Consider the following 22574-nt stretch of genomic DNA (forward strand, 5'->3'; position numbering starts at 1 on the left):
TCTTGCCTGACCTTCGCTTCAGACTTTCAGACAGCGCCTAGTCGCCGGTGACGCCTTGGTTTTCGAACAGGGCGATGAAGTTGGCCAGGGCCGGCGACGTATTCTGGGCGCTCCATTTCATGTACAGACCAATGCCGGGGGCGGACTGGTCATCAAGCGGGCGGATCGGGCGAAACTGCACCCGCTCGCGCGGCGTAGAGCTGGCGAACGAAGCCGGTACCAGGGCCACCCCAAAACCGCAGGCCACCAGGCCAAGTAGCGTATGGATCTGCGCCGCCTCCTGTACCACCTTGGGGTAGAACCCCGCCGATTGGCACAGTGCAATCAACTGCGCATGGTACCCGCCGCCCAACGCTTGCGGGGTGAACACGAAATCTTCTTCGGCGAACTCGCGCAGTTCTATCTCGCGCGATTGCGCCTTGGGGTGGGCGGCGGGCAAGGCCATCACGATCTGCTCGTCGAGCAGCAAGCGTGCTTCGAGGGTACCTGCAGGCAGGGGCAGCCTGCGCATGAAGCCGATGTCTGCCTCACCGGCCAACAGCGCTTTGGCCTGCGAGGCCGAAGGCATCTCGCGAATGGTCAGTTGTACGTTCGGGTAAGTTTCACGGAAGCGGCGTAAGATGCCGAGCAACGCGTCGTAGTAGGCGATGGAAATGGCGGTGATGCTCAGCTTGCCGCTGACCCCCGCCGACACATGGCGGGCGTACTCGATACCCTGATCCAGCTCGGCCAGTGTGCGGTACGCGGTGTCAAGAAACGCCGTGCCAGCGGCGGTCAGGCGCACCTCGCGCTTGTTGCGCAGCAGCAGGCTGAAGCCGAGCTTTTCCTCAAGCCGGTTGATCGCCTGGCTCAGCGGCGGTTGCGCCATGTGCAGGCGCTCGGCGGCCTTGTGAAAGTGCAGCTCTTCAGCCACGGCAATGAACTGCCTGAGCAGACGTGTCTCGATCATCCAGCATTCCTGCAAAGCCGTGGGCCGGCGGTGATATCCATGAGATATCAAAGTTGCATGCTTTTAATATTAAGTCATTGATTTTTTTGTTGATATCTTAAAAAGGAGAATCCAAGGTAGCCAGAAATGCCCGTTCCAGACCCTTTCCACAATAAAGTAGCGGTCATCACCGGGGCCGCACAGGGCCTGGGCCTGGCCTATGCCATGGCGCTCGCCAAGCGCGGGGTGCGGGTAGTGATCAGTGACCTGGGCACCGATCGCTCAGGACAAGGGCAGGATGCGTCGACGCTCGAACAGGCGCTGGCAGCGATGCGCGCCAAGGGCTACGCGGTGGTTGGGCACGCCGGTCAGCTTGACGACGAGGGCGCCTGCAAGCAGCTGATCGAGCTGGCCATTGCCCATTTCGGTGCGCTGGATATCCTCATCCATAACGCCGGCTGGGTCGATTACCAGCGTATCGAAGCACAGGAAGACGGCTTCCTGAAGCGTGCACTGGGTATCAACGTGCAGGCGCCGGTGTGGCTGGCCAAGCACGCCTGGCCCCATCTCAAGCGCTCCGCTGCACCGCGGGTAGTACTGACCACTTCGGACCGCGCCATGTACCAGCGCTACGCACAGCCTGGGCTGGTGGCCTATGCCGCCGGCAAGATGGCGCAGGTTGGGATCATGAATGCCTTGAGCATGGAGGGTCAGGAGCACGGGATTCTGGTCAATGCGATTTCGCCGGTGGCCAAAACCCGCATGTGGGGTATCAGCCAGCCGCCGCAAGAGCTGAAACCCGAATGGGTTACGCCCGGTGTGTTGTACCTGGCCAGCGCGCTGTGCCATGACACAGGCTACATCCTGAGGGCCAGCAATGGCCAGTTCACCGCTACGCGATTCAATGAAAACAGCGGCGTCAGCTACCCACGTGACCTGGGCCGGGTGCAGGCCGGTGACCTGACGGAAGTGGCTGAGCGCTGGAACCGCATCAAAGAATGCAATTACGTGCCGGTCAAGGTCGCCAACACCCGCGCGGACCTGGGTGAAAGCCTGGTCTGGGAGGAGCTTAGCGGCACGTTGTACTTCGTCGACATTTCCGGCGGTCGTATCAACTGCCTGACGCCAGATGGCGAAGTCGAGAACCTTTACGAGTCTGCCGCGCGGATTGGCGCACTCGCACTGACCGACCGCGGTAACCTGATCTTCACCGAAGATGCCAGCGTGGCGATCTACGATGTGCCGGCGCGCAAGGTGCGCCAGCACTCGGCGTCAGTGCATCCGCGGCCGTCCTACCGTTTCAATGACGGCGCGTGCGATCCGCAGGGGCGCTTTGTCACCGGGTTGATGGACGATGCCCTGAGTGGCAACACCGGGGCCCTGTTCCGTTTTGACGGGCATCTGAGCGACCAGGTGATCCACGATGACCTGGCACTGCCAACTGGCCTTGCCTGGTCGGAGGATGGCCGTACGTTGTACTTCGTCGATTCGGCGGCGCGTGCGATCTATTGCGCTGAATACCTCAGCGAAGGCCGGCTGGGCGCGATCACGCTGTTTGCCGAAACACCTGCTGAGCTCGGCCGGCCAGACGGTTTGGCGCTGGACCGTGAAGGCGGGCTGTGGGTATGCCAGTACCAAGGCAGCTGCTTGCTCCACTATGATCGCCACGGCCACCTGGCCGACCAGGTGTTGATGCCGGTGCCATGCCCGACCAGTTGCTGTTTTGGCGGCCCCGGGCTCAATACCTTGTACATCAGTACCGCGCGCTTTGGCATGAGTGCCGAGGACCTGCACCATTATCCTGACGCCGGTGACCTGTATGCCATCCGCCCGGAAACCGGCGGCATCGCCCGGCACAGCTTCAGGGAATGAGCGGCTGGGCCTGGCTGGCCGGTAACACGGCCAGTTCGCCGAAGCGTTGCGCCGAGTCGATGTAGCGCAGCGCCGACTTGGCGTCTTTCCAGCCCACGTAGCTCATCAGCGATTTCAATTCCCAACCGTTGGCGGTGGCCCAAGTGGCGAAACCGCGCCGCAGCGAGTGGCCGGTGTACAGTGCCGCAGGCACCCCGGCACGTTCCAGCATGCGCCGAAGCAGACCCACCAGGCTGTTGCTGTTGAGCGGGCTGTCGCCGAGGTTGCCCCAGCGGTCGAGCTTGCGGAACACGGGCCCGTGGGCAATGCCGGCAACTTCCAGCCATTGCAGGTAGGCCGTGACCGGGCACAAGGCTTTGAGGGCAGGGGTGCGGTGCTGCACACCCAAGGCCTCGCGATCGCCCTTGCTGCGCGGCAGGAACAGGGTAATGCCGACGCCGGCTTCGGCCTGGATGTGCTCGATGCGCAGACGCGCCAGCTCATCACCGCGAAAGCCGCGCCAGAAGCCCAGCAGCAGCAGTGCAGCATCACGCCGGGCCCGGCGCAAGGCTGCCAGGTCGTGGTGTTCACGGGCCTGGCGGGCTTCTTCTTCAAAATGCCCAATGGCGGTTTGCAGGTGCTGCAGCAGCAATGGGGCAGCCTGCCTGGGCGGTGCCGGGTGCAGGGTGCGGATGCCGCGCAGCACCTGCCGTACCAAAGGTGCCTTGGTCGGGTCGGGGAAACCTTGGGCGACGTGCCATTGGCTGAGTGCGGCCAGGCGCTGACGCAGGGTGCTGACCGCATGCTGGTCGGCATGGTCGGCCAGGTAGCGGGCGACGCTCTCGGCGGTGGCTGGCAGGAAGCCGCCCCAATGGCTTTCGAAGTGCTCGATGGCAGCCTGGTAGCTGCGCCGGGTGCTGTCACGGGTGGCGGCGCGCAGGTAGCGCTCGATGTCGGTCATGGTGCGGGGAGCCGGTGAGGATGAGTACACCTTAAACCGAAAAGGTTCGGCTGTCCCGCATCGCCTGTGGTGTAGATGCTACGTACCCGGTGGGTGCACCTTTGCCGGTGTGCGCGGGTGCATCCGCTTGCTCGACGCCGTTGAATGGCGGGTAGTCGAGCAACTGCGCGGACGACAGCGGCCGGCTGAAATGATAGCCCTGAGCGATATCGCAGCCGGCCAGTTTCAGGCACACCACCTGTTCACGGGTTTCTACGCCTTCGGCAACCACTTCAAGGCCCAGGCGCTTGGCCAGGATGATGGTTGAAGACACGATCGGGCTGTCATCTGGGCTGTTGGACAATGGCGCAATCAGCGAGCGGTCAATCTTCAGCTTGCTCAATGGCAACGAGTGCAAGTGGGCGAAGCCGGCGTAGCCGCGGCCAAAGTCGTCCAGGCTGATGCCCAGGCCAGCGCCACGCAAGGCATGCAAGTGGCCTACTGCAGTGCCCTCGGGGTCGAGGATAGTGGTTTCGGTGATTTCCAGCTCCAGCCGCTGGGGCGCGATCCCATGCCGCTGCAACTTGCTCAGCAACCGCGCAGCGAAACCGTCCTGACGCAGTTGCAGCGCCGATACATTCACCGCCAGCCGCGTTTCCCTCCCATGGGCATCCCAGCTTGCCAAAGCTTCGCAGGCCAGGCGCAGCACCTCCCAGCCGAGGTCGACAATGAACCCGCTGCGCTCGGCCAGCTCGATGAAACGGTCCGGGTACAGCAGGCCGAACTCGGGGTGGTCCCAGCGCACCAGTGCTTCGTATCCCAGCACCTGCTGGGTATCGAGGCGAATCTGCGGTTGATAGTGCAGCACGAACTGGCGCTCGGCCAGGGCACTGCCAAACGCCTGCTCCAGGGTAAAGGCCTGGATGTCGGCCAGGTTCAGCGAGGGGTCGAAGAAGCGATACTGCGCACGCCCGGCCTGCTTGGCCGAATACATCGCCGCATCGGCACTGCGGATCAGGCTGTCGATGTCCTGGCCGTCGCGCGGGCAGATGCTGACGCCGACGCTTGGGCTGGTGTTGACTTCCTGGCCGTCCAGGGCGTAGGTGGCCGACAGTTTCTGCACCAGTTCGCGGACCCAGGCATTGATCTGTTCCTCGCTGCGTTCGCCGGCCAGCAACACCACGAATTCGTCGCCGCCAAAGCGCGAAGCCTCGTCGCCCGGCTCCAGCAGGCGCTGAATGCGTCCGGCGACGGCCTGCAGCAGCAGGTCGCCGATCTTGTGCCCGAGGGAGTCGTTGATCGATTTGAACCGGTCCATGTCGATGAACAGGATCGCCATCAACCGGCGCTTGCCACGCTGGTGGGTCAGGGCCTGGCCGGCAACTTCGACGAACTGGCGACGGTTGTGCAGGCCGCTGAGGTGGTCGGTGGCGGCGGCATGGCTGCTGCGCCGGTGTTCGTCCTCGAGGCGGCCGATCAGTTGCTGGTTGACCTGCTGGGCCTGCTCCAGTGCATTGAAGGCCTCCTGCCGCTTGCGCAACAGGCGCAAGGTCCATAGGAGGCTGGCGATGATCATCAGGGTCATGCTCAGGTTCAACCAGAACTGCCGCGCATAAGCCCGCGTCGAAGGCGCCAGGATCTCGTCCTGGCGTTGGCTGACCACCACGCTGAAACCTCGCTCAGGTATCCGCCGGTACAGGCTCTGGTAGGCTTCGCCGGCAACGTACTGGGTGAGCACGCCCGTGTCCGCTCCCAGGTCCGTGAGTTGGGGCTGCAAGGTATCGCTGGCCATCGCCACGCCGCTGGTGTCAATGCGCAGCCGCTCCAGGCCATCATCCTGCAGCAGCCGCACCAGGCCGGTGCTGCCCAGGTCGATGTGCTGGAACAGCACTGCCAGGTAGCCGATGTCCAGCTGCACCACCAGGATGGTGTCGATTTCACGGCCGGTGGGGCCCGTCAGCGGCAGCAGGAAGGGCAGCCGCCAGGTGGGCAGGGCGACCGGCAGGTCATGGGGCTGGATGCTCGGCAGGAACGGGGTGAAACCGTAGCGTGCGACGTGCTGCTGAAGCTGCTGCAACCACGGGCCAGGCAACTCAGGCGCCTCGTCAGCGTGGCTGGCCGACAGCAGCTTGCCATAGCGGTCGTACAAGCCCATGCGCTTGAACACAGGGTCTTCGGCAAGGATCCGCGCCAGGCTGAAGTTGCCCTGGCGCAGTACCTTCATGTCGTCCTGAGTGACCCGGCCCACCGCCTGGGCCCGGTCGACCAACTGGCGCAGGCTTTCGCCGACGATGCTGGCCAGGTTCAGGTGCTCGGCGGCCTTGGCCGACAGCGCATCCTGGCGGGCGGCGGCTTTCTGGGTGGAATGAAGCCCCCATAGAAAGGCCAGCGTCGCTGCACAGAGCATCAGGATCAGCAGCCGCAGAAGGCTGGCGGAGGAAAGTGAACGGCGAATCACTGCTGAAAGTTCCCGACCCTGGGTGATGCTGGAAAAATACGACAGTGAGATGACAGCCTGATGACTGATGGCAAATAGCCTTTAAGGTTTTCCCCTGTCCGCGACAGGCGTTTGCAGCCGTGCGGTTTCTTCTTCGAGGTAGCTCATGAGGGCACTGACTTCGGCATCACCCAGGCGCATGTTGGGCATGGCCAGGCGGTTGTACTGCTCGTACAGCAGCAGGGCCAACGGGTCTTTTTCGGCCAGCATCTGGTCCGGCTCCTTCAGCCAGCGGGTCAGCCAGTTGGCATCACGCTGGCGGGTCACCCCCAGCAGGTCCGGGCCGATACCGGGCTGGCCGGGCTCGTTGTTGCCCAATGTGTGGCAGGACGAGCAGCGGGTGCGGAATATCTGCTCGCCACTGCTGGGCGGGCGTACCTGGGGGGCCTGGGCGTAGTCATTGTTCGTGGCGCTGGCCTGCTTCCAGTTGTGCAGGCTGTTGCCCAGGCGGTCGGCGAGAATATAAGGGCTTTCGAAGGGAGAAGCCTTCATCCAGCGGCCGGTGGCCTGGTTGCCGATGATCAGGCTCAAGTTGTGGTCTTTGGAGCGGCCGTTTTCCAGGCCATCGATCCACAGCCCCAAGCTCCGGCGTAGCTGTTCGATGTCATCGGGCTCGCCGGTGAGCAGGGTCCAGCCAGGGCCGATGCCGAACTTTTCGGCGTAGCGCTTGAGGGTAGCGGGGGTGTCATTGTAAGGGTCGATGCTGATGGAGTAGAGGTGTATGTCGTTGCCGACCCGGTCACCGAGGATTTTCTGTACCTGGCGCAAACGGGCGGTTTCCACCGGGCATGAATCGGAACACCCGGTGAAGATGAAGTTGATGGCCACCACCTTGCCCTTGATCAGGTCGTCGTAGAAGTGCACGTGTTCGCCGTCTTGGGTGACAAGGGGGATGTTGGGGAAGTAGTCGGCCCCCCAAGGTGTGGCGGCCTCCTCGGCTACCGGTTGCCTGGGTTGCAGCGGCCAGAACGGGACGCTGGCGGCAAACAGCGCGACTACCAGCAGGAAACGCCATGAACCGGACATGATGGGGGCCTCGTCGGTTGGCAGTTGGGCTTGAATGACAGCTCTGGCTGAGCCCCTTGGAGCGCCCGCGAAGGGCCGCAGAGCGGCCCCCGCTTTTCACTCACTTGTACTGGACCGGCGCCGTCACGCTCTGCCCCAGCGCCGATTTCACGGTCACCGTCGCCGGTGTGGCCGGGCCGTAGCCGGTGGTGGTCACCGACACCCGCCAGCGGGCACCGCTAGTCGTAGCCGTGAGCGTTGCAGTCCCCAGGCTCACCGGCCCGCCGGTGGTTGCGGCCGTCACACTGATGCTGTTGCCCGTGGCCACTGTGGTCGTCCCCGATACATCCCAGGTGAAGCGGTTGCCGCTGCGTACCTGCACGGTGGCGCTGGTGACCTGAATCTGGTCCATCGCCGCTGCCTGGCTCACGGCGATGCTGACCGTGGCCGGTGTCAGCGACTCGGCACCCTTGGCATCACGCGCCGTGTAGCTGAAGCTGGCCGTGAAGGGGGCATTGATCGTGGCCGGCGGGGTGTAGGTCACCGTGGTGCCGTCAGTGCTTACCGTGCCTTTGCCAGAGTCTGGCTGGTTGAGGCCGGTGACCGTCAGCGGCACGTTGCCATCCGGGTCGCTGTCGTTGGCCAGCACGTTCAGGGTGACGGGCGTGCCGGCGGTGGTCGCCGCGCTGTCATTGGCCGCGACGGGTGGCTTGTTGGCCGGGTCGTCGTTGTCATCATGGCCTTCGGTGCGGAAGGTAGGCAGGCCTACCGAGGCCATGTACTGCACACCGTCCCAACCCGGCAGCGGCGTCGGCATCACCTGGAACTGGCCGGGGCGGTCGATGTCCCAGCGCAGCAGCATCGACGAGTCCTCATGCTGGGTGTTGTGGCAGTGCTCCATGTAGGTACCGGCGAATTCGCGGAAGCGGATGGCGATTTCCACTTCTTCCGAAGAGTCGGCGTCCGGCCCGATGCGATACACGTCCTTGCGCGCCCATTTTTCCCACTCGGGTGGCGCCTTGCCGTCGCGGCTTAGGATCACGCCTTCCTCGAAGTGCACATGCACCGGGTGGCTCCAGCCATTGCCGCCGTTCTTGATTTTCCACACTTCCAGGGTGCCATCGCCACTGAACCCGCCGTCGGTGGACTGGTTGGCCAGTTGGGGGGCCGCACTGATGCGTCGGGGGTCCATGCTGTAGCCGAAGCCGCCGTCAGTCTTGATGGTCCACGGGGCGGTGTCGGTACCGTCGGAGCGGCCAAATATGAACTCGCGGTGGCGGGCATCCTTGATCTTGGCCAGGTCGCCAGCAGCGTTGCGGTCAATCGGCAGCGGCAGCATCTTCAGGCCTGCAGCCTTGCCTGGCTTGGCCGGTTCGTAGGCTACCGGGTCCATGCTCAGGTCCTGGCCGGTGTAGGGCTGCACGATCAATTGCAGGAACTTGCCAACCACCGGGTCGCCGTTGTCCCACTGCGGGCCCTTGCTGGTTTGCTTGATCACTGCCTTGTATTTCCCCGACAGCACGTCTGCCAGCGGAATGGCGGCTTCCGGGCCCTTGCCGGTCTGGTGCTCCATCAGGTTGACGAAGTACAGCTTGTCGCCCGCCTTGATCCCGTTCTTGGCGAAATTGATGATGATGTCGTAGCGCTCGGCGATGCCTTGCAGCGGCAGGATGCCGTTGCTGTCCTGAAGGTTGCCGTCGCCGTTGAGGTCCATGGAACCGTCGAACGGCACAGCGTGTTCCATGATGTTGCCGTCGTTGGCGATCATGTGGAACGGCACCCGTGCATAGGACAGGTTGGAGCCAGTCGGGCCCTTGAACTCACCGCTGCTACCGGCGATCTCGCGTACCACGGCAAACTTGAAGTAGCGCGACACCGAGCCATTGAGGATACGGAAGCGATAGCTGCGTGCGCGTACCTTGAGCCGGGGCTGGTACTGCCAGTTGACCAGGATCTGGTCACCGAGGAAGCCGTCGGTATTGAAGGGGTTGAACCACAGTTGACCATTGGCATCCCAGGCCTTGTCAGCGATCACCAGGTTGACGTCGTAGTCACGGTTGCCCCACGGCATGGACGAGCCGCTGGGGAAGCGCAGGTTCACGCCGTCCTGCAGTGCTTCGTTGCCGCGGTCCAGAGCGCTGTAGTAGTTCATCATTACGGCGTTGCCCTTGTAGACGTTCTGCGCCGTGAAATCCATCATGTGGTCGTGGAACCAGTGGGTACTCATGGTTTCGCGCCAGTCACCACGAATCTTGATGCTACCGTTTTCGCAGGTTTTCAGGCCCGGCGAGGCGTCGTTGACGAACAGGGTTTCACCCGGGGAGCAGGGGAAGGCGGCACGCGGGTCCTGGGCACGGGTGTTGATGGTGTCATAGCCGGCCAGCTGCACCGGCCAGCGGTAGTCATAGTACTGACCGGGGAAGAAATAGGCGTTGGCAAAGCCATCGCTCTCGGCCGGCGAGTGGCCGTTATGCTCGTGGGTGGAGAGGGTGTGCAGGCCAAACCCGCCGTTGGCCGACGGGTCGATCGGCAGGGCGTTGTAATGGCGCATCAGCACTGGCTGGCCGTAGCGCACCATCAGCAGCTTGGGCGGGAAGGTGCCGTCGAAGGTCCAGACCGACTTGTGGTTTTGCAGCGGCATGCTTGGGTGGAAGCGGGTGTCGATGCCTTTGGTGGTACCCAGCGTGGTGGGGATGTCGGATGTCTGGTAGTACAGGCCGCCGGGCGCGAACTCCCCAACCGCGTAGTTGTGCAGTTGTTTACGGTCGCGCAGGCCGAGGTTGATGCGCGCACCGGCCTGCGCGGTCTTGAATGCTGCCTGTGGGTAGAACTCGTTCCAGCGCTGGTGCGACCAGCCTTTTCCTGGTGGCCGTCCCTCTGCCGGCGAACCGACTGGTTGGCGGTTGAGAAACATCTCGATCTGCGCCTTCCAGGGGTTGCGATCGAGCACATTGGAATACTGGGTAGGGAACGGGTACAGGCCAGGTTGCTTGAGGAAGGCCTCCAGGGCAGTGCCGCTGGGGCCGCTGCGGGCCACCTTGTCAGGGTCCTGAGCGGGTGCTGCGCCAAGGGTAGGCACCGGGAATGTCAGGCTTGGCGGCGGCAGCGTGGGGTCGAGTTTTTCCGTGCCGAATTCCTCGAACAGCAGCAGTTGCTGGGTGAACGGCTGGGCGCCGAACAATGGGCTGGGTTTGCCGTTGGTGGGGTATTTGTCCGAGGTTTGCAGCGCCGGCGGCAACACGTTGTCGGTAGTGACTGTGTTGCGATCGCCGTACGCGCCATCTGTCAGCTCCAGCGAGCCTTCATTAGCCTCGGGCAAGGTGTTCAGGTTGAGCAGTGCAGTGGTTGGGTCAGCGGGTTGGTCGGTATACGCCGACGGGTCGGTCGGCGATGGCTGGCTGTTGTCATCAAGGGAAGATGCCATGGCCGTGATCAGCCCGAGGCTGAGCATCAGCGCAGTGGCAGAGGACAGCTGGAATGCGTGCCTAGCTGGATGGATGACGGCAGGTGTTTTCATTGCTTTATGCCTCACTCGCGGCTGCATGGCGTAAAGCCATCGATGGCGTTTTGCCCGGTTAAAGGGCCACGAGCAACGGCTGTGCCAACCGATATTTTTGTAATGCTTTGTTAAACAAATCCTTGCGGCGACTGATGCGCGCTAAATAAAAGGGCGTCAAGAATGGGGACAGGTCCCCATTAGCGGGGCCCCAATCCCCAGGGTTTGGGTGCGCAGGCTAGTGACAGCGGGGGCGCCCTGCGGTATATCTGAACGCCACCAAGGGGAGCCCGGCAACGGGCTGAGAAACTGCTGAGCGCTGCAGCGCGGTGACCCTTCGAACCTGATCCGGATCATGCCGGCGAAGGGATGGGATTCATTACCTGCCTTTTTGCCGGCCTCACTGCGAGGCCTGTCCATGCCAATTTCAACGGTCTCGCTGTCAATTTCATCAAGGACAGCAACATGACCGAACGTTTCAGCCAGTCCCTGCGCCAGCAGAGCGAACCCACCTGGTCGGCGGCCGTCGGGCACCGTTTCGTGACCCAATTGTGCGATGGCAGCCTGCCCGACCCGGTCATGGTTGATTACCTGGTGCAGGACCACCGCTTCCTCGACAGCTTCCTGACCCTGTTGGGCGCCGCCATCGCCACCGCCGACACCTTCGAGGCGCGCCTGCGTTTCGGCCGCTTTGCCGGAATGATCTCCAGCGACGAGAACACCTACTTCCTGCGCGCATTCGAGGCACTGGACGTAAGCCCGGCACAACGCAGCGAACCGGCCGATACCCTGCCAACCGCAGGGTTCAAGGCGATCATGCGCGAAGCGGCAGCCACCCGGTCCTATGCGGCGGCGCTGGCGGTACTCAATGTTGCCGAAGGCCTTTACCTGGACTGGGCGCTGAAGGCGCCAAAACCCCTGCCGGAACATTTCATCCATGCCGAGTGGATCACCCTGCACGATAACCCGGCATTCCAGGCCTTCGTCGCTTTCCTGCAAGCCGAACTGGACCGCGTCGGCCCGCAGGAGGCGGCGCTGGCAACTGACTTCTACCAACGCACCGTGGCCCTTGAACTGGCGTTCTTCGACGCCGTGTACCCGGAGGGCAAATGAGCATGGATATCTTCGAACGCCTCAAGGCCGCTGCCACACAGCAGTGGAGCCGCTACGTGGATCATGACTTCGTGCGGCAAATGGGCGAGGGCACGCTGGACGAGGATGCGTTTCGGACCTACCTGGTGCAGGATTACCTGTTTCTGGTCCAGTTCGCCCGCGCCTGGGCGCTGGCCGCCTACAAAAGCCGCCGCCCGGCCGACATCCGCGCCGCGCAGGCCACGTTGTCGGCGATCCTTGATGAAACCGAGCTTCACCTGCGCCTGTGCGCACGCTGGGGGCTGAGCCAGGCCGATATCGAGGCGGCGCCCGAGCACCAGGCCACCGTGGCATACACCCGCTACGTGCTGGACTGCGGCGCTGCCGGAGACCTGCTGGAGCTGCACGTGGCACTGGCACCTTGCGTGGTTGGCTATGCCGAGATCGGTCGGAACCTGGCCGAGCGGATCGGTGACTTGAGCAGCCATCCGTATCGCGAATGGATTGGCGAATATGCCGGGGAGGGTTACCAGGCCGTGGCAGCGGCAGCGCGCAAGCAGCTGGATGAACTGGCGGCGCGGAGCATGACCGAGCAGCGCTTCGCCGAGCTGGTTGGGATTTTTGGCCAGGCCTCCAGCCTGGAGGCTGATTTCTGGCAAATGGGCCTGGACGCCGCCTGCCCCCGGCAGGGATAGCAGCGGCTTCACGCCTTGTTCAGGATTTGCATGGGGCGGTCGCCATGCTGCTATCGTGCATGAGCGAAGCCCACGGCAAGGAGTAACAGCATGAATATCATCAACGCACGCCTGCGCGGCAAAGATGGCCTGTTCCGCATCGAGCTCGATGGCGCGCGCATCGCCGCCATCGTGCCTCAGGCCGACGTGGTGGCTGTTGTTGGCAATGATCTGGACGCCACGCAAAACCTGGTAGTGGCACCCTTTGTCGAGCCGCACATCCACCTCGACGCCACCCTGACCGCCGGCGAGCCGCGGTGGAACATGAGCGGCACGCTGTTCGAAGGCATCGAATGCTGGGCCGAGCGCAAGGAAATCACCACCCACGACGACATCAAGCGCCGGGCAAAGAAGACCATCGACATGCTGGTCGATCACGGTATCCAGCATGTACGTACCCACGTCGACGTCACCGACCCGAAACTCACCGCGCTGAAGGCAATGGTTGAGGTGCGCGAAGACGTGCGCGAGTTGGTCGACCTGCAGATTGTCGCCTTCCCGCAGGAGGGGATCGAGTCGTACGCGAACGGCCGGGCCTTGATGACCGAGGCGGTGGCCATTGGCGCCGACGTGGTCGGCGGCATTCCCCACTTCGAGAATACGCGCGACCAAGGCGTGTCATCGCTGAAGTTCCTGATGGACCTGGCCGAGCGTACCGGCTGCCTGGTAGACGTACATTGTGACGAAACCGATGACCCGCAATCCCGCTTCCTTGAGGTGCTGGCCGAAGAAGCCCGCGTGCGCGGCATGGGTGCGCGGGTGACGGCCAGCCATACCGTGGCCATGGGTTCGTACGACAACGCGTATTGCTACAAGCTGTTCCGGCTGCTGAAACTGTCGGGCATCAACTTTGTCTCGTGCCCGACCGAAAGCATCCACCTGCAGGGGCGCTTCGACAACTACCCGAAGCGCCGTGGCGTTACCCGCGTGGCCGAGATCGACCGCGCCGGGATGAACGTGTGCTTTGGCCAGGACTCGATCGTCGACCCCTGGTACCCGTTGGGCAACGGCAACATCCTGCGCATTCTCGAGGCTGGCCTGCACATCTGCCATATGCTCGGTTACGAGGACCTGCAGCGCTGCCTGGACCTGATCACCGACAACAGCGCCCGCACCCTGAACCTGGGCGAGCGCTACGGTATCGAAGTAGGGCGCCCGGCGAACCTGTTACTGCTGTCGGCACCAGACGATTACGAAATGGTCCGCAGCCAAGGGCATGCGCTGGTGTCGGTACGCAATGGCAAGGTGCTGATGCAGCGCACGCCCGCACGCGTGCAGCGCACCCGTTGATGCAGTGCTAGTCGCAGGCGCTCAGTGCCGTCAGGGTGCAACTTGCGACTTGCGCATCTTGTACTGCTACGCCGGTCAAGTCTGCCAAGGTAATCTGGCCGTCGTGCTCACGCCCCTTGGCGCGGCCGGCCAGCAGCGCACCCAGTTCGATCAGCTGGTCAGGGCTGACTAGGCCACTGACGAGTGCGTGAGCCACTTCGCCGTACTGGCTGCACTGGACGACCGAGTCGACGATGATGCGATCGGCCCTGGCAACCAGCGCGGGCTCCAGTTCCTGCTTGCCCGGCGCATCGGCACCGACGGCGGTGATATGCGTGCCAGGCTGGACCCATTCGCTGCGCAACACCGGCTGGCGGGAAGGGGTGGCGCAGACAATCAGGTTGGCGGCCCCGGCGAGTTCGGCCGCATCCTGGGTGCTGCGAACCTGGAAGCCCAGGTGACGGGCAAAGGCTGCGCAGGCGTCAAGCCGGCTGGCATTGTGGCCCCAGACGAACACCTGGCGGCAATCCGTAACGGCGCGCAACTGTTCCAGCTGCATTTGTGCTTGCATCCCGGTACCAATAATGCCAATTGCCTTGACCTGCGCCGGTGCCAACAGCCTGGCCGCGATACGTCCGGCCAGGGCGGTGCGCATGCCGGTCAGCCAGCCTTCGTCCTGCAGCAGGGCCAGTGGTTGGCCAGTGGTCGCAGACAGCACCAGCATCAGGCCATCGTTGCTTGGCAGGCCCTTGGACGGGTTGTCATAGAAGCCGGTCGAGAGCTTGACGGTGAAGGTGGGGCTGCCTTCGACGTACGCCGATTTTACGCAGCAATCGCCGTTGTTTTGGGTAAATGCAAAGCTCTGCACAGGCGGCACTTGTACCCTGGAGTCCGAGTACGCGACAAAGCCTTCCTCAAGCCGGCGTACCGCCAGTTCCGTATTGAAGCTGGCAATGATCTGGGCCTTGTCGTAGGTCTTCATCCGATCGCCTCTAGGAACTTGTCCAGCACGATGTTGCGGCCACACAGGATCACCGCGACCCGTTTGCCCCGATAGCGTTCGGCGAGCTTTTTCATGCCGGCGACCGCGACCCCCGCAGCACCTTCGATGATCCAACGTTCACTGCTGGCAATTTCACGCATGGCTGCGCGGATTTCGGCTTCGCTGACCCGCACGGTATCGGTCACCAGCGACTGGCACAGTGGGAAGGTGATAGCACCGGGTTCGACGCCGCCCGCAGTGCCGTCCGACAGCGTGTCGCGGGCGTCCACTTCAATAATTGTGCCGGCCTTGAGCGATTGCTCCAGGGCCGGGTCATTCTCGGGCCAGCAGCCGACGATCGCCGTGCCCGGCTTGAGTACCCGCAGCGCAGCGCCGATGCCGGCAATCATGCCGCCACCGCCCACGGCCACGAACACTGCATCCAGGTCTGGTGCCTGCTCGAACAACTCCATGCCAATGGTGCCCTGGCCGGCGATGACTTGCGGGTCGTTGTAGGGCGATACGAAGGGCACGCCCTGGGCTTTTGCCTGGCGGGCCGCCTCGAGCTCCACGCCGAGCGGGTCGATGGGCAGGCACATCACTTCAGCACCCAGCGCCCGCATCGCCGCGATTTTATAAGGGGAAGCCGAAGTGGCGGTGTAGACCTTGACCGGCACGCCGGCAGCCTTACCTGCCAAGGCGAGCGCCTGGCCGTGGTTGCCAGAGGAGGCGGCAATGACACCGTTGCCACGCTGGTCCGCCGGCAGCAAGCGGATCTTGTTGCTGGCGCCGCGAAACTTGAAAGAGCCGGTGTGCTGCAGGTGTTCGCATTTGAGCAGCACTTCACAGCCAGTCTGCGCCGACAGACTGGCGCTGTAAGTGAGCGGGGTGATACCGACAGCGGGACGCAGTGCGGCATGGGCTTGCTGGATGGCTTCATGGAGCGCATCGAGGTATGGGGCATCGACAACGGTTGAAGAAACTGTCGCGGGTGACATGCGGCGCTCCTGAATGCATGTGGAATATTTTTCCACGATAGAATATTCATCTACTTCAGGCAAGCGGGCAGGGCAACGGCTGGCATCACCTGTTTGGGTGGCCAGCGTGGCGGCGAGGCATTATCAGCCTTTGATTTCTTTCAGGTACTTGTACACGGTGGCGCGGCCCATGCTCAGCACGTTGGCAACATAATCGGCACCACTGCGCCCTTCGAACGCGCCTTCGGCATGCAGCGCCTGCACCAGGCTGCGCTTGTCCTTCATCTGCAGGGTTTGCAGGGACAGATTGCGCGCCTGCAGCCAGGCATGCAGAAAGGTGTTGATACGCTCCTGCCAGTCGTTGCGGAACAATGCGTCAGGCTGCGGCACCAGCCGGCTCATCTGGAAGAACGCGTCCAGCGCCACACGAGCCTGCTCGAGTACCGACACATTCAGGTTGATGCACATCAGGTGCTCGGCTTCGCCTTGGGCGTTGCGCAGCACGGTGCTGATGGACCGCACCTTCTGGCCATTCCAGTTGAGCTTTTCGTACGGGCCCAGATTGCCGCCCTCGAGCAGATCGCCCAGTTCGTGATCGATTGCCGAATCGTCACCCAGCTGCCGCTGGGAAAAGTTGTTGGCGATATACACGACTGTCTGGCTGCCAAGGTCATGCACGATGACTTCAGCGTGCGGGTACAGCAGCAGGGCGATGCTGTCGGCGATTGCCTTGTAGTTTTCCAGGGTCATTTTCTGTGGTGCTTTCTGTGAGCGCTTGGTACCGGACGCCCATGGTGCCGCCGCAGCGCCGCTGGCACAAGGTGGCGCACCACCGGCTTCAGTACGGCTTCAAGGATGGTAAACAGCCGCTTTTTGCAGCTCACATGCGATAAGCCGTGATTATTCAATCTTAGGAAACGTTTGCAGGGGTAAGATAGAGTTGCCATAATTGGTATGTAATTACATGTTACATAACACAGTACAAAATCGTAGGAGCAAGCATGGCCCGGGGCGGTATCAACAAGGTGGTAGTGCAGCAGGCGCGACAGGCGCTGATCGCCCGTGGCGAGAACCCCAGCATTGATGCGATACGTATCGAACTGGGCAATACGGGCTCCAAGACCACGATTCACCGCTACCTCAAAGAGTTGAACGGCCAGCATCCAGTGGCTTCCGAGGGCGGCGTGGCGCTGAGTGATGTGCTGAGCCGTCTGGTCGGGCAATTGGCAACACAACTGCAAGACGAGGCTGACCTGAAGATCGAACAGGCCGAAAGCGCCTTTACAGAACAGCGGGAGAGGCTGCAGGCGCAGTTGGAAAACGCCCAGCAGGCATTGGCTGCTGCTCAGCAACGCCATCAGATCGATGCAGCGGCCTTGGCCGCTGAGACTGAAAAGCTGTTGTCCACGCAGAGCACGCTGCAGGCTGAACAATTGCGCAGTGCCAGCCTCAATCAATCGCTGGGCGAGATGCAGGTGCGCCTTGCCGACAAGGACGAGCAGGTCAAGTCGCTGGAGGACAAGCACAGGCATGCCCGTGACGCGCTAGAGCACTATCGCACCGCCAGTCGCGAGCAACGGGAGCAGGACCAACGCCGTCACGAGGCACAACTGCAACAAATGCAGGTTGAGGTGCGCCAGTTGCAGCAGGGCATGATCGTCAAACAGGACGAACTGACCCGCCTGCACCGGGATAACGAGCGTTTGCTGGGCGAGCACCGCCAGGCTGCCAGTGAGTGCCGGGCGCAGGATGAGTTGCTGGAGCAACGCGATGCACAGATCCAGGGCTTGCGTACGATCCTGGCGCAGGCCCAGGGCGCAAGCGAGGAGATGCGCCGGCAACTGGACGTGCTGACACAAAGCCTGGAGCAACGTCGCGACATGTGCGCGGAGCAGGCGCGACAGCTACAGCATCTGCAGGAGCAGCTGCAAGCGCGTGACGAAGCACTGGCGCTGTGCAGGGCGCAGGTGGCTGAAGGCGCAGATTAATCAAACTTTTCCAGGCCGGGGCTTTCTTCCTTAAACACCCACCGGAGAGAACGCCATGACTGGATCACGACCACCTGAAAAAGAAGGGCCGCACTCCTCGGAGCAGGCTGAAACGCAGGATGATCTGGGTTTCGACCCGGATTCGCCCGATGTAGACGACCCACAGGTCGACCCACAAGGGCCGGCCAAGCCACCCAGAGATATCGAGAAGAACACCTGAACGCGTGTAGGAGCGGCGCAGCCGCTCCTACTACGATCCGCTCAGGATTCAGCCTGTCTCGCCGCTTCGACACCCGCCGCCGACAGCTTGATGGGGTAGTGCACGCTGATCTGGTGGTCACTGTTCACCGCCACGCTGCCATCCTGGATCAACCCGGCCTCCTGCAGTGTCTTGAGCATGCCTGCCACTGCTTTCTCACCGCGGTAGTTATCCAGCACTTCCTTGCCCAGCCCCTCGGGGTGCGCATGCAACAGCCGGGTAAGCACTTCGGTTTTCAATGCATCGTTGCTCATGTCGGGCCTCACTTGCCGTGCTTGGCCTGAAGTGCCTTGGCATGCTCCAGGTGCTGTTCCAGTTTGGGCAGGGTTTCGCTGGCGAAAGCCTTCAGCTCAGCCTTGTCAGACGATGCAGCCTCTTTCTTGAACAGCTCCACCGCTTTTTCGTGAGCGTCGACCTGGTTGTTGATGTACGACTTGTCGAACGATTCATCGCGCCATTCCAGGATCATCTTCTTGACCTTGTCGGTCATTGCAGCGTCATCCGGTACCGAAATGTCGAGCTTGCGGGCGATTTCAGCGAGTTTCTGGTTCGCCTGGGTGTGGTCAGTGACCATTTGCCCGGCAAAGGTCTTGATGTCGGCATTCTGGCTTTTTTCCTTGGCCAGGTTACCGGTGACCACCTCGGCAATGCCGGCCTCGGTTGCCGCATCGACGAAGTCATCGGAACTGGCCGCCAATGCATGCGCCGATGCCAGCCCCAGCACCATGGACAAACCGACGCGTTTCATGAATAGGCTGCTCATGCTTCACTCCTTACCCTTGGCGCGACCTCAGTGTCGCGTACGGTTGAGGGGGCGAGCGGGGTAAAGGTTTAATCTTTTTCGTCGCAGCTTTCTGTGCGCGGCGCTGAACTATAGTGAAAGGCGGCAAACGCGTTAAGGCCAGGGATTCCAATGGGCGCAGCCAGGCAACAGGACGACGACGGGCTTTTCGCCGCAACCGGCGAGGGGCGCGCGGTCGCGTTGTTCCGCCTGGTACTGGCCTTCATGGTGGTGGTGATGCTGGCCTTTGTGCTGGTGGAAGGCTGGCGCATCTGGCGTGATTACCGACACGCCTACGGCAATGCCGAGAACATGGTCACTAACTTGGCGCGAGCAACGGCGCAGCATGCTGAAGACGCCATTCGCCAGGTCGATGCCATCACCGCCGCCTTGGCTGAACGCCTGGAGGGTGACGGCTTCGAGCGTATCGACCGGCCGCGCCTGCATGCGTTGCTGGCGCAACAGAAGACCATCATGCCGCAGCTGCACGGGTTGTTCGTGTATGGGCCGGACGGCAGCTGGATCGTTACTGACCAGGCGGCCATCCCGCCGAACGCCAATAACGCCGACCGTGATTACTTTGTCTATCATCGCAACCACACCGACCGGGGTGTACGCATCGGCTCAGTGGTTCGTAGCCGCTCGACCGGCGACTTGATCATCCCCATTTCCAGACGCCTGGAGTATGCCGATGGCAGCTTCGCCGGCGTACTGCTGGGCACCATAAAGGTCGAATGGTTCGTACGCTACTACGGTGATTTCAAGCTCGATGAGCGCGGCGCGCTGGTGCTGGCCAAGCGCGACGGCACCATCCTGGTACGCCGCCCCTTCGTGCAGCAGGTGATAGGCCGCAGCCTGGCGAGCAGCGAAATCTTCCGCAACCATTTGCCGTATGCCGCGGAGGGCGTAGCCGAGGCAGTCGCGGTGGTGGATGGCACTCCGCGGCTGTATGGATACCGTGCGCTGACCAGCTACCCGCTGGTGGTGGAAGCGGGGCTGTCGCGTGAGTCGATCATTGCGCCCTGGCGCCACGATGCGATCAAGTCGGTGGCGGTGTTGTTGCTGTTTTTGCTCGGGCTGGCGGCCTTTGGCGGGGTCGTACTGCGGCAGTTACGCGAGCGCATCGCCATCGAGCGGGCGCTGCACCAGGCGCACCAGACGCTGAAAGCGCTGGCATTGACCGATAGCCTGACCGGTCTGGGTAACCGTCGGCGGCTGGATGCGGTGTTCGAGCCCGAACTGCGCCGGGCGCGGCGGCAGGGTTATCCGCTGGCATTGGTGATGCTCGACCTGGATTACTTCAAAGCCTATAACGACTTGTACGGCCATCCCGCGGGCGACTGGTGCCTGCGGCGCTTTGCCGAGTTGCTGCCCCAGGTATTGAAACGGCCGGCCGACTTGGCGGTGCGCTATGGCGGCGAGGAATTCACCCTGCTGCTGCCCGATACCGATGGCCGAGGCGCAGAGCTTTTGGTGCTGGAGTTGCAACAACTGTTGCGACGCCAGGTGCTGGAGCATGCGGGTAGTCCGTTGGGGCGGGTGTCGTTCAGTGCGGGAATTGCCGTAGGTGACCTGGCGCGGGAGGGGGTGACGGCGCAGACGCTGCTTGCATCAGCGGATGCGGCGCTATACCAGGCCAAGCGCGAGGGCCGTGACGGGTACCGGGTGGCAGAGACGCTGGTTGTTCATGCGGACTCGTAATGTGCCGGGACCTGGCCGCCCGTTCGCAGCGCAAGGCTGCGCCTGCAGTCGAACGCGTTTGCAGGCGCGGCTTTCAGCTCCCGCCTTGGTCATTCAATCCGCCGCCAATACCTGTTGCTGTAACTGCCAGCGCACTGAACTTACCCCTTTTTCCAGGCTGACCCGGCTGACCAGGCGCTCCAGCTGCGCAGGGGCTTGGGCGGTGCCCAGCAATTCAGCACGTACTTCCAGCCGGGCAGGGTTGTCCAGGTCAGCGCTTTGCAGTGACTGCAGGCGCAACTGCGGGTCGCCCAGGCTATGCAGCATGAGGCTGCGCACCTGGATCTCGTCCTCGGCGCGGCAGACGATGCGCACTTCGAAGTGCTGCTCCACCTCGGTGGCCGGCACCATGTCCTGCCGGTCCAGGCGCTGGGCGATGTCGCGCAGCAGGATATTGGCGCACAACACCACCAGGCTCCCGAGGGCCGCCTCCAGCAGCAGCCCCAGGCTGCACAGCACGCCAACCGCAGCGGTGCACCACAAGGTGGCGGCGGTATTCAGCCCACGAACGTTGAAACCGTCACGCATGATCACGCCACCACCAAGAAAGCCGATGCCCGAGACCACATAGGCAGCGACCCGTGAGGCATCGGCGGCGGCCATGCCCGGCACTGCCTGGGTCATCAGCACGAACAGGCAGGCACCTGTGCTGACCAGTGCGTTGGTACGCAGCCCGGTCAAGCGTTGGCGCAACTGGCGCTCGGCGCCGATCAGCGCCCCCAGCAGCAGGGCGATGCTGACGCGCAGCAGAAATATTTTCCAATCCATAGCAAACCTCTTCCACGGGCACACACCCGCATGAACGCCATCAGTTGGCGCGGTTGAAAAACCAGAAAAATGCGCAGGACCACGGGGAGGGGAGATGCGGGGTTACAAGAAACCACCGTCTTGCCAGGCTGGCCAGACAGTACAAGACACTGCCGGGCTAGCGCGCCACGCGGGCCTGTCGCAAGCGACTGGGGCTACTGTCCAAGGCAGGTCTCCTGTTGAGGAAGGCAAAATTGCGACGCGGACCATACGTTGCGTGGCCAAGCAGGTCAAGGGCAAAAACATGACAATGGCTTAATGCGCAAATGGGCCTCATCTGGTCACGCAAAATGGAAAAAAAACTGGCCAGCCGTTAACCTTGCGGCTCCCTTTGCCATCACCCGGATCGTTCCATGTTGTTCAATCTCACCGTGCTGTTCGGCACCCTGGTGGCCATGGAGGGCGTTGGCACGCTGGCGCACAAGTACATCATGCATGGCTGGGGCTGGTGGTTGCACCGCTCGCACCATGAGCCACAGCTGGGCATGCTCGAAACCAACGACCTGTACCTGGTGGCCCTGGGGCTGGTTGCTGCGGCACTGATGGCGCTGGGCAAAAGTGGCTATGCGCCGCTGCAGTGGGTGGGCGGTGGCGTGGCGGGTTATGGCGTGCTGTACGTGCTGGCCCATGATGGGTTCTTTCATCGGCATTGGCCGCGCGAGCCACGGCCGGTCAACCGCTACCTGAAGCGCCTGCACCGGGCGCACCGGTTGCACCACGCGGTGAAAGGGCGCACGGGGAGTGTGTCGTTCGGGTTTTTCTATGCGCCGCCGTTGAAGGTGTTGAAACAGCAACTTCGGGGCAACCGTAGCGAACGCTGACCGACGCTTGCTCGCGCCAGCTTCCAGGTGTTGTGCAAGCCAGTTGTTTCCCCAGGTACTGCATCATCCTCAAGCCAGCGGGGGTACCTGTGGGAGCGGGCTTGCCCCGCGAAGAATGCAGCATGGTGGATGGCACGGGCTTCGCCCGTGTTCGCGGGACAAGCCCGCTCCCACAGTGGTTGCGCTAGATTCTAGAATTGAGCAAGCCAGTTGTTCCCCAGGTACTGCATCAGCCTCAAGCCTGCGGGGGTAGCTGTGGGAGCGGGCTTGTCCCGCGAAGAATCCAACACGGTGCATGGCACGGGCTTCGCCCGTGTTCGCGGGACAAGCCCGCTCCCACAGTCCAATTGCGCTAGATTCTAGAAATTGAGCAAGCCAGTTGTTTCCCCAGGTACTGCATCATCCTC

Annotated in this window: 18 protein-coding genes, 2 pseudogenes and 1 riboswitch; of the genes and pseudogenes, 9 read left to right on the top strand and 11 right to left on the bottom strand. The window is 62.7% G+C overall.

Annotation, left to right across the window (positions count from 1 at the left end):
* Positions 1 to 37: 37 nt before the first annotated feature.
* Entirely contained in the window at positions 38 to 949 is a 912-nt protein-coding gene (locus OO258_RS25515; RefSeq protein ID WP_266034207.1) for a LysR family transcriptional regulator, read from the bottom strand.
* Positions 950 to 1075: 126 nt separating this feature from the next.
* Here OO258_RS25515 and OO258_RS25520 point away from each other — a divergent pair.
* Together OO258_RS25520 and OO258_RS25525 are read left to right on the top strand one after the other, a co-directional pair.
* Positions 1076 to 1684: pseudogene (locus tag OO258_RS25520) on the top strand (SDR family NAD(P)-dependent oxidoreductase); the annotation flags it as partial.
* A 6-nt stretch (positions 1685 to 1690) separates the two neighbouring features.
* Positions 1691 to 2800 (top strand): SMP-30/gluconolactonase/LRE family protein, encoded by a 1110-nt coding sequence (locus OO258_RS25525; protein WP_266034245.1) that lies wholly within the window; start codon positions 1691 to 1693, stop codon positions 2798 to 2800.
* On the opposite strand, the gene OO258_RS25530 is transcribed toward OO258_RS25525, so the two are convergent.
* The 4 genes and pseudogenes from OO258_RS25530 to OO258_RS25545 all read right to left on the bottom strand — a co-directional run bounded on the left by OO258_RS25530 (position 2790) and on the right by OO258_RS25545 (position 10738).
* Positions 2790 to 3740: a site-specific integrase gene (locus OO258_RS25530; RefSeq protein ID WP_266034209.1), complete on the bottom strand. Its 951-nt coding sequence runs from the start codon at positions 3738 to 3740 to the stop codon at positions 2790 to 2792. The genes OO258_RS25525 and OO258_RS25530 overlap by 11 nt on opposite strands.
* Before the next feature lie 130 nt (positions 3741 to 3870).
* A pseudogene (locus OO258_RS25535) lies at positions 3871 to 6177 on the bottom strand (putative bifunctional diguanylate cyclase/phosphodiesterase); the annotation flags it as partial.
* An 81-nt stretch (positions 6178 to 6258) separates the two neighbouring features.
* Complete coding sequence (locus OO258_RS25540; protein WP_266034211.1) at positions 6259 to 7242, bottom strand: SCO family protein; 984 nt, start codon at positions 7240 to 7242, stop codon at positions 6259 to 6261.
* 100 nt (positions 7243 to 7342) lie between these two features.
* A complete protein-coding gene (locus tag OO258_RS25545) occupies positions 7343 to 10738 on the bottom strand; it encodes an Ig-like domain-containing protein (RefSeq protein ID WP_266034213.1) in 3396 nt (1131 codons plus the stop codon).
* 251 nt (positions 10739 to 10989) lie between these two features.
* Positions 10990 to 11104: riboswitch (TPP riboswitch) on the top strand.
* 78 nt (positions 11105 to 11182) lie between these two features.
* On the opposite strand from OO258_RS25545, the gene OO258_RS25550 reads away from it, so the two are divergent.
* The 3 genes from OO258_RS25550 to codA all read left to right on the top strand — a co-directional run bounded on the left by OO258_RS25550 (position 11183) and on the right by codA (position 13833).
* Entirely contained in the window at positions 11183 to 11830 is a 648-nt protein-coding gene (locus OO258_RS25550; RefSeq protein ID WP_266034215.1) for a TenA family protein, read from the top strand.
* Complete coding sequence (gene tenA / locus OO258_RS25555) at positions 11827 to 12504, top strand: thiaminase II (RefSeq protein WP_266034218.1); 678 nt, start codon at positions 11827 to 11829, stop codon at positions 12502 to 12504. Before OO258_RS25550 ends, tenA begins: the two co-directional genes overlap by 4 nt.
* 90 nt (positions 12505 to 12594) lie before the next feature.
* The gene (gene codA / locus OO258_RS25560; RefSeq protein ID WP_266034221.1) at positions 12595 to 13833 is read left to right on the top strand and encodes a cytosine deaminase; all 1239 of its coding nucleotides are present in this window, start codon (positions 12595 to 12597) and stop codon (positions 13831 to 13833) included.
* Between the two features lie 7 nt (positions 13834 to 13840).
* Here the strand turns inward: codA and OO258_RS25565 are convergent, their stop codons facing one another.
* The 3 genes from OO258_RS25565 to OO258_RS25575 all read right to left on the bottom strand — a co-directional run bounded on the left by OO258_RS25565 (position 13841) and on the right by OO258_RS25575 (position 16521).
* Complete coding sequence (locus OO258_RS25565; RefSeq protein WP_266034223.1) at positions 13841 to 14794, bottom strand: ornithine cyclodeaminase family protein; 954 nt, start codon at positions 14792 to 14794, stop codon at positions 13841 to 13843.
* The gene (locus tag OO258_RS25570) at positions 14791 to 15792 is read right to left on the bottom strand and encodes a threonine/serine dehydratase (RefSeq protein WP_266034226.1); all 1002 of its coding nucleotides are present in this window, start codon (positions 15790 to 15792) and stop codon (positions 14791 to 14793) included. The genes OO258_RS25565 and OO258_RS25570 overlap by 4 nt, the downstream gene beginning before the upstream one ends.
* Before the next feature lie 123 nt (positions 15793 to 15915).
* Complete coding sequence (locus OO258_RS25575) at positions 15916 to 16521, bottom strand: helix-turn-helix transcriptional regulator (RefSeq protein ID WP_110745420.1); 606 nt, start codon at positions 16519 to 16521, stop codon at positions 15916 to 15918.
* A 251-nt stretch (positions 16522 to 16772) separates the two neighbouring features.
* Here OO258_RS25575 and OO258_RS25580 point away from each other — a divergent pair, with 251 nt between their 5' ends.
* Entirely contained in the window at positions 16773 to 17759 is a 987-nt protein-coding gene (locus tag OO258_RS25580) for a DNA-binding protein (protein WP_266034228.1), read from the top strand.
* Positions 17760 to 17814: 55 nt separating this feature from the next.
* Positions 17815 to 17979, top strand: coding sequence for a DUF6021 family protein (locus OO258_RS25585; protein ID WP_177410749.1), 165 nt, complete (start codon positions 17815 to 17817; stop codon positions 17977 to 17979).
* Between the two features lie 41 nt (positions 17980 to 18020).
* On the opposite strand, the gene OO258_RS25590 is transcribed toward OO258_RS25585, so the two are convergent.
* Together OO258_RS25590 and OO258_RS25595 are read right to left on the bottom strand one after the other, a co-directional pair.
* The gene (locus tag OO258_RS25590) at positions 18021 to 18272 is read right to left on the bottom strand and encodes a hypothetical protein (RefSeq protein ID WP_110745418.1); all 252 of its coding nucleotides are present in this window, start codon (positions 18270 to 18272) and stop codon (positions 18021 to 18023) included.
* Between the two features lie 8 nt (positions 18273 to 18280).
* Entirely contained in the window at positions 18281 to 18781 is a 501-nt protein-coding gene (locus tag OO258_RS25595; protein ID WP_110745417.1) for a DUF4142 domain-containing protein, read from the bottom strand.
* Positions 18782 to 18931: 150 nt separating this feature from the next.
* Here OO258_RS25595 and OO258_RS25600 point away from each other — a divergent pair, with 150 nt between their 5' ends.
* Positions 18932 to 20500: a sensor domain-containing diguanylate cyclase gene (locus OO258_RS25600; protein ID WP_266034236.1), complete on the top strand. Its 1569-nt coding sequence runs from the start codon at positions 18932 to 18934 to the stop codon at positions 20498 to 20500.
* Between the two features lie 93 nt (positions 20501 to 20593).
* Here the strand turns inward: OO258_RS25600 and OO258_RS25605 are convergent, their stop codons facing one another.
* Positions 20594 to 21307: an MgtC/SapB family protein gene (locus OO258_RS25605; RefSeq protein WP_110745415.1), complete on the bottom strand. Its 714-nt coding sequence runs from the start codon at positions 21305 to 21307 to the stop codon at positions 20594 to 20596.
* Between the two features lie 392 nt (positions 21308 to 21699).
* Between OO258_RS25605 and OO258_RS25610 the strand changes: the two genes are divergently transcribed.
* The gene (locus tag OO258_RS25610) at positions 21700 to 22167 is read left to right on the top strand and encodes a sterol desaturase family protein (RefSeq protein ID WP_266034239.1); all 468 of its coding nucleotides are present in this window, start codon (positions 21700 to 21702) and stop codon (positions 22165 to 22167) included.
* The last annotated feature ends 407 nt before the right edge of the window (positions 22168 to 22574 follow it).

Source organism: Pseudomonas sp. DCB_BI (assembly GCF_026240995.1).
GTDB lineage: Bacteria > Pseudomonadota > Gammaproteobacteria > Pseudomonadales > Pseudomonadaceae > Aquipseudomonas.

What these genes read in the sequence shown, in the direction of transcription:
- OO258_RS25575 (WP_110745420.1), bottom strand. Translation starts at nt 16,521, where the DNA reads ATGACCCTGGAAAACTACAAGGCAATCGCCGACAGCATCGCCCTGCTG.
- OO258_RS25590 (WP_110745418.1), bottom strand. Translation starts at nt 18,272, where the DNA reads ATGAGCAACGATGCATTGAAAACCGAAGTGCTTACCCGGCTGTTGCAT.
- codA (WP_266034221.1), top strand. Translation starts at nt 12,595, where the DNA reads ATGAATATCATCAACGCACGCCTGCGCGGCAAAGATGGCCTGTTCCGC.
- tenA (WP_266034218.1), top strand. Translation starts at nt 11,827, where the DNA reads ATGAGCATGGATATCTTCGAACGCCTCAAGGCCGCTGCCACACAGCAG.
- OO258_RS25545 (WP_266034213.1), bottom strand. Translation starts at nt 10,738, where the DNA reads ATGAAAACACCTGCCGTCATCCATCCAGCTAGGCACGCATTCCAGCTG.
- OO258_RS25525 (WP_266034245.1), top strand. Translation starts at nt 1,691, where the DNA reads ATGTGGGGTATCAGCCAGCCGCCGCAAGAGCTGAAACCCGAATGGGTT.
- OO258_RS25600 (WP_266034236.1), top strand. Translation starts at nt 18,932, where the DNA reads ATGGGCGCAGCCAGGCAACAGGACGACGACGGGCTTTTCGCCGCAACC.
- OO258_RS25570 (WP_266034226.1), bottom strand. Translation starts at nt 15,792, where the DNA reads ATGTCACCCGCGACAGTTTCTTCAACCGTTGTCGATGCCCCATACCTC.
- OO258_RS25550 (WP_266034215.1), top strand. Translation starts at nt 11,183, where the DNA reads ATGACCGAACGTTTCAGCCAGTCCCTGCGCCAGCAGAGCGAACCCACC.
- OO258_RS25595 (WP_110745417.1), bottom strand. Translation starts at nt 18,781, where the DNA reads ATGAGCAGCCTATTCATGAAACGCGTCGGTTTGTCCATGGTGCTGGGG.
- OO258_RS25585 (WP_177410749.1), top strand. Translation starts at nt 17,815, where the DNA reads ATGACTGGATCACGACCACCTGAAAAAGAAGGGCCGCACTCCTCGGAG.
- OO258_RS25515 (WP_266034207.1), bottom strand. Translation starts at nt 949, where the DNA reads ATGATCGAGACACGTCTGCTCAGGCAGTTCATTGCCGTGGCTGAAGAG.
- OO258_RS25530 (WP_266034209.1), bottom strand. Translation starts at nt 3,740, where the DNA reads ATGACCGACATCGAGCGCTACCTGCGCGCCGCCACCCGTGACAGCACC.
- OO258_RS25565 (WP_266034223.1), bottom strand. Translation starts at nt 14,794, where the DNA reads ATGAAGACCTACGACAAGGCCCAGATCATTGCCAGCTTCAATACGGAA.
- OO258_RS25610 (WP_266034239.1), top strand. Translation starts at nt 21,700, where the DNA reads ATGTTGTTCAATCTCACCGTGCTGTTCGGCACCCTGGTGGCCATGGAG.
- OO258_RS25580 (WP_266034228.1), top strand. Translation starts at nt 16,773, where the DNA reads ATGGCCCGGGGCGGTATCAACAAGGTGGTAGTGCAGCAGGCGCGACAG.
- OO258_RS25605 (WP_110745415.1), bottom strand. Translation starts at nt 21,307, where the DNA reads ATGGATTGGAAAATATTTCTGCTGCGCGTCAGCATCGCCCTGCTGCTG.
- OO258_RS25540 (WP_266034211.1), bottom strand. Translation starts at nt 7,242, where the DNA reads ATGTCCGGTTCATGGCGTTTCCTGCTGGTAGTCGCGCTGTTTGCCGCC.